Here is a 4,859-nt window from a genome sequence, read left to right as displayed (position 1 = left end):
CGCATCGACCTCGGCCGTCGTCTTCGCCCGCAGGCAGATGTGCACGCCGCTCTCCGGCGGCACGCGCGGCATGCCCTCGCGCAAGTTGATCCAGAATTCCGGATAGGCCTTGCCGAAGCCGACCGTCCGCGGCCGTGTGACGAGGCGTGCGAGGCCGAGGGCCGCGAGCGTGGCCTCGTAGAATCTTGCGGCGCGCTCGATATCGCTGACGCCGACGGAGATGTGGTCGATCATGCCCCCTCCCTCAGTCATTCCGGGGCACGCGAAGCGTGAACCCGGAATCTCGAGATTCTCAGGTGCGCAATTGCGCACCATAGTTCGATGCTTCGCATCGCCCCGGAATGACGAACAAGATCCTACGCCGGCGCGCCCGACTTCACGAGCTTGTAGATCACCGAATCCATCAGCGCCTGGAACGAGGCGTCGATGATGTTCGGGGACACCCCGACCGTGGTCCAGCTGTCGCCGTTCTCGTCCTCGCTCTCGATCAGGACGCGCGTGACCGCGCCGGTGCCGCCGTTGAGGATACGCACGCGGTAGTCGATCAGCTTCAGGCCCTCGATGTATTTCTGGTACTTGCCGAGGTCCTTGCGAAGTGCCACGTCGAGCGCGTTGACGGGACCGTTGCCTTCCGCGGCCGAGATCAGGTGCTCGCCGGCAACGTCGACCTTCACCACCGCGAGCGCCACGGTCACACGTTCGCCGAGCGCGTTGTAGCGCTGCTCGACGTTGACGTCGAACTGCTCGACCTCGAAATAATGCGGTACCTTGCCGAGCGTGCGGCGCGCCAGGAGCTCGAACGACGCGTTGGCGGATTCATAGGCGTAGCCTTGCGCCTCGCGCTCCTTCAACTCCTCGACGAGGCGTGTCAGCTTCGGATCGCTCTTCTCGTAAGGGATGCCGGCACGGTCGAGCTCGGCGATGACGTTGGAACGGCCGGCTTGGTCTGAGACCAGCACCTTGCGATGGTTGCCGACGGTCTCCGGCAGCACGTGCTCATAGGTCTGCGGGTCCTTCAGCACCGCGGAGGCATGTATGCCGGTCTTGGTGACGAAGGCGCTTTCGCCGACATAAGCCGCATGCCGGTTCGGCACGCGGTTGAGCATGTCGTCGAGCGTGCGCGAGACCTTGACCAGGGTTGCCAGCTTCTCGGCCGTGACGCCGATCTCGAAAGCGTCGGCAAAGTCCTTCTTCAATTTCAGCGTCGGGATCAGCGAGCAGAGATTGGCGTTGCCGCAGCGCTCGCCGAGACCGTTCAGCGTGCCCTGGATCTGCCGCGCGCCGGCGCGTACCGCGGCGAGCGAGTTGGCGACCGCCTGCTCGGTGTCGTTATGGGCGTGGATGCCGACGTGATCGCCGGGGATGTGCTTCGTCACTTCCGTGACGATGGTCCCGACCTCATCAGGCATGGTGCCGCCATTGGTGTCGCACAACACCACCCAGCGCGCCCCGGCGTCATAAGCGGCCTTGGCGCAGGCGAGCGCAAAGCTCGAATCTTCCTTGTAGCCGTCGAAGAAATGCTCGCAGTCGAGCATGACCTCACGACCGGCGGCCTTCGCGGCCGCGACGCTGTCCCGGATCGAGGCGAGATTTTCCTCCTTCGTCGTCTCCAGCGCCACGCGCACCTGATAAGCGGAAGACTTCGCCACGAAGCAGATCGCATCTGCCTTTGCTTCAAGGAGCCCGGCAACACCGGGGTCGTTGGAGACCGAGCGCCCGGCTCGCCGCGTCATACCGAAGGCGGTAAAGCGCGCATGATTGAGCTTCGGCTTGCTGCCGAAGAACTCGGTGTCGGTCGGATTGGCGCCGGGGTAACCGCCCTCGACATAGTCGATGCCGAGATCGTCGAGCATCGCGGCGATGACCTGCTTGTCGGTCAGCGTGAAGTCGACGCCATTGGTCTGCGCGCCGTCGCGCAGCGTGGTGTCGAACAGATAAAGGCGCTCCTTGCTCATTGTCCCGCTCCGAGCGTCTTCTTCATCGTGGTGTTGGCGAGCCACTCGTCGTTCATGGTGACGCTGTTGCGCTGCTGGGCGGTGTAGCCGCGCTTGGCGAAAAAGCCCTGCGCGGTGTCGCTGGCATCGACAGAAAGGCTGGTCGCGCCGCGGCCGCCGGCAAGTTTCTCCAGCGCGTCGACCAGCATGGTCGCGATGCCCTGCCCGCTGACGGCTGGATGCACATAGAGCATGCGGATGTGGTCGTTGCCGCGCAGCGAGGCGAAGCCGATGGGCGAGCCGTCGAGCGTCGCGATCAGCGTCAGGTCGGAGGCGAGCCGCTTGCCGAACTCCTCGTCCTCGGCCGCCTCCATCCAGGCCTGCTGCTGCGCCTCGCTATAGTCGTCGCCGGTCAGCTCCTCGATGCTCGCGGTGAAGATCGCGGCGAGCACCGGCACGTCATCAGGCAGGAACGGCCGCAAGCCCGGCTCTGGCAAAGTCTGTCCCATCGTCCTCACCACATCCCATACAGCTTGAGCACCAGCGCCACGGCGCCCGCGAGCAGCGCGATCTTGAGCGCGATGTAATAGAACCAGTGCCGCGGGAACGGCGTGTCGGGCCGCTTCATCGCGCGATCTCCCACGTCGTCCCTTCCTTGGAATCCTTGATCGCAACGCCCATCGCAGCGAGCAGATCGCGGATGCGGTCGGACTCCCCAAAATCCTTGCGGCTACGCGCAGCCGTCCGCTCCGCGATCAGGCGCTCGACTTCCTTGGCATCGACGCCGCTCGCCTGCTGCTTGCGGCTTTCCCACTGCCCGGCACTCGCGGAAAGGAAGCCGAGCAGCCGCAACGAGCCCGCCAGAGCAGCCACATCACCACCTCGCAGGCCGTGCAGCGCCGCGATCGCCAGCGGCGTGTTGAGATCGTCGAGCAGCGGCTCGACAACGGACGCGGCCGGCCTGCCGGGTTCGACATCCGCCGCGAGGCGATACCAGTCGTCGAGCGTCTTGGCGCTCTCCTCCAGCGACTTCATGGTCCAGTCGATTGGCGAGCGATAATGCGTCTTGAGCATGTTCAGGCGCAGCACTTCGCCGGGCCAGTCCGCGAGCAACTCATGGATGGTGATGAAGTTGCCGAGGCTCTTCGACATCTTCTCGCTCTCGACCTGGAGGAAGCCGTTGTGCATCCAGTAGTTCGCCATGCGCTGCTGGTGGAAGGCGCAGCAGGTCTGCGCGACCTCGTTCTCGTGATGCGGAAACACGAGATCGATGCCGCCGCCATGGATGTCAAAATGCTCGCCGAGATGCTTCCAGGCCATGGCCGAGCACTCGATGTGCCAGCCGGGGCGCCCCTCAGCCTTGATGCCCGCCGGCGACGGCCATGACGGCTCGCCCGGCTTGGACGGCTTCCACAGCACGAAATCGGTGTTGCCCTTCTTGTAGGGCGCGACATCGACGCGGGCGCCCGCAACCATCTCGTCGAGCGAGCGATTGGACAATGCGCCGTAGCGTGGCAACCCGGTATTGTCGGCGTTCATCGCCTGCGGCGAGAACAGCACGTGATCCTCGGCAACATAGGCAAAGCCGGCCTTGACCAGCCGTTCGATGATCTCGCGCATCTCGCCGATATGCTCGGTCGCACGCGGCTCGACGCTCGGCCGCAGTGCGCCGAGTGCGTCGACATCGGCGTGAAACTGCTTTCCCGTTTGCTCGGTGACCTTGCGGATCGCCTCGTTCAGCGGCAGGCCGGGAAAATCGCGCGCGGCACGATCGTTGATCTTGTCGTCGACGTCGGTGATGTTGCGGACATATTTGACGTGCGCATCGCCATAGAGATGGCGCAGCAACCGAAACAGCACGTCGAACACGATCACCGGCCGCGCATTGCCAATATGGGCGAAGTCATAGACGGTCGGTCCGCAGACATACATGCGGACGTTCTTGGCATCGAGCGGCACAAAGGGCCGCTTTTCCCGGCTCAGCGTATCGTGAAGACGCAATTCCATGACAAACCCATCCCTTGCGGCCGGGCGTCCGAGGCTCTCAATGTTTTGAGAAAAGACGGCTCCAGCCAGCGAATCGCTAGCTCGTAATCTCGCGGCAAATGGCGCAAATGGCGAGGAGACCGTTCATGCGGAACATATGGGCTATGAGGCGCCCCCGCGTCAAGAGAGCCGCAAAATGCCGTTTTATCTCCCAAAGCGCGCTGCCCGCCACGATGGTTCATGATCCCCTAACCATTTGAGCCCATTTTGGAACCGGCGGTTCCCCTTTTTGCCCCCGGTGCTTTTTCATGCGATTCTTGCCCGCGCTCATTTCCGGCGCCCTCATCTTTGCGGCCTCCAGCGCCTTCGCCGAGAGCCGCGTCTTCATCATCGCCAACCAGGCAGACGGCTACGGCATCGACCAGTGCCTGGCTAAAAGCGACAAATGCGGCGCCTCCGCCGCCCGCACCTATTGCCAGTCACGAGATTTTGCCCAGGCATCAAGCTATCGCCGGGTCGATCCCGACGAAATTACCGGCTCTGTCCCCAAATCCGGCACAAATTGCTCCCATGGCCGTTGCGACGAATATGTCGCAATCACCTGCCAGCGCTGAATTCGCTCGGAGCTGGCGTAGCTTAGGCCCGGTGCTTTGGCGCCCGAAACGACGTGACGATGCCGCAGGAAGCGGCTATGGGAGGGCGCGCTTCGGCCCTTCAAAGTCATGCCGGGCCGTGACCTCGCTAGAATGGCGGATATGCCTGAATTTTTGTCCCTGTCCCGTGCCCGCTTCCTCCTTGCCTGCACCGTGCTTTTGAGCACCGTCGTGCTCTTCGGGGAAGGTTCTGACAACGGGTGTGGGTCGGCTCGAGGGTGATGCCCATCCTGATTAAGGGCACCACCGACACCATGCAAACAGTACAATGACAGACCCGTGCGCG

The 4,859-nt window shown here is 63.5% G+C and carries 5 protein-coding genes; 1 reads left to right on the top strand and 4 read right to left on the bottom strand.

Annotated elements, in window-relative coordinates; all coding sequences use genetic code 11:
* The 4 genes from MOV75_RS27615 to cysS form a co-directional block, all read right to left on the bottom strand.
* Positions 1 to 234 (bottom strand): VOC family protein (locus MOV75_RS27615; protein ID WP_369010470.1); only part of this gene is annotated, 234 nt, incomplete at its 3' end.
* A 122-nt stretch (positions 235 to 356) separates the two neighbouring features.
* Positions 357 to 1,955 (bottom strand): citramalate synthase, encoded by a 1,599-nt coding sequence (cimA, locus tag MOV75_RS27610; protein ID WP_246921543.1) that lies wholly within the window; start codon positions 1,953 to 1,955, stop codon positions 357 to 359.
* Positions 1,952 to 2,443 carry a GNAT family N-acetyltransferase gene (locus tag MOV75_RS27605; protein WP_246921540.1) on the bottom strand — a complete coding sequence of 164 codons (492 nt, stop codon included), beginning with the start codon at positions 2,441 to 2,443 and terminating at the stop codon, positions 1,952 to 1,954. The genes cimA and MOV75_RS27605 overlap by 4 nt, the downstream gene beginning before the upstream one ends.
* Before the next feature lie 115 nt (positions 2,444 to 2,558).
* Positions 2,559 to 3,941 (bottom strand): cysteine--tRNA ligase, encoded by a 1,383-nt coding sequence (gene cysS / locus MOV75_RS27600; RefSeq protein WP_247006941.1) that lies wholly within the window; start codon positions 3,939 to 3,941, stop codon positions 2,559 to 2,561.
* 287 nt (positions 3,942 to 4,228) lie between these two features.
* Between cysS and MOV75_RS27595 the strand changes: the two genes are divergently transcribed.
* Entirely contained in the window at positions 4,229 to 4,534 is a 306-nt protein-coding gene (locus MOV75_RS27595) for a hypothetical protein (RefSeq protein WP_247006940.1), read from the top strand.
* Positions 4,535 to 4,859 lie beyond the last annotated feature (325 nt).

The sequence above is a fragment of the Bradyrhizobium sp. PRIMUS42 genome, assembly GCF_023006515.1.
Classification (GTDB): Bacteria; Pseudomonadota; Alphaproteobacteria; order Rhizobiales; family Xanthobacteraceae; genus Bradyrhizobium.
The sequence above is the reverse complement of the archived record's forward strand: the minus strand, read 5'-3'. Positions and strand labels throughout refer to the sequence as shown.

Coding starts and splice junctions, on each gene's coding strand:
- cimA (WP_246921543.1), bottom strand. CDS start 1,955: ATGAGCAAGGAGCGCCTTTATCTGTTCGACACCACGCTGCGCGACGGC.
- MOV75_RS27605 (WP_246921540.1), bottom strand. CDS start 2,443: ATGGGACAGACTTTGCCAGAGCCGGGCTTGCGGCCGTTCCTGCCTGAT.
- cysS (WP_247006941.1), bottom strand. CDS start 3,941: ATGGAATTGCGTCTTCACGATACGCTGAGCCGGGAAAAGCGGCCCTTT.
- MOV75_RS27595 (WP_247006940.1), top strand. CDS start 4,229: ATGCGATTCTTGCCCGCGCTCATTTCCGGCGCCCTCATCTTTGCGGCC.